The organism is Burkholderia sp. IO2 (genome assembly GCF_029522185.1).
GTDB lineage: Bacteria > Pseudomonadota > Gammaproteobacteria > Burkholderiales > Burkholderiaceae > Burkholderia > Burkholderia cenocepacia.
The window spans coordinates 1-536 of sequence record NZ_JAKWFH010000147.1; the positions used below are offsets into that span (position 1 = coordinate 1).

1 protein-coding gene is annotated in these 536 nt (G+C 67.0%); it reads right to left on the bottom strand.

Features of this window, described 5'->3' with window-relative positions:
* Positions 1 to 536, bottom strand: a 536-nt coding sequence (locus MMB92_RS35220) for an AMP-binding protein (protein WP_277563275.1), incomplete at both ends; no start/stop codon positions are given.

The window sequence follows — 536 nt, forward strand, 5'->3', positions numbered from 1 at the left end:
GCCGCCTTGATCAGCGAACGGATCGCGGTCGGCGCGGTGTAGAACACGGTGACCTTGTGATCGCCGATCATCTTCCAGAAGCGGCCGGCGTCCGGATACGTCGGCACGCCTTCGAACACGACCTGCGTGCCGCCGCATGCGAGCGGGCCGTAGGTGATGTACGTGTGGCCCGTGACCCAGCCGATGTCGGCCGTGCACCAGAACACGTCGTCGGGTTTCCAGTCGAAGGTCCACTTCATCGTCTGCGCGGCCCACAGCAGGTAGCCGCCCGTGCTGTGCTGCACGCCCTTCGGCTTGCCGGTCGAGCCCGACGTATACAGGATGAACAGCGGATGCTCGGCGCCGACCCAGGTCGGCTCGCAGCGGTCGGATTCGCCGTCCACCAACTCGTGCATCCACAGGTCGCGGTCTGCATGCCAGTCGATCTTGCCGCCGGTGCGGCGATAGACGATCACGCTCTTGACCGCTTCGCAGCCGCCCAGCGCGATCGCCTCGTCGGCGATGCTCTTGAGCGGCAGCGTCTTGCCGCCGCGCGC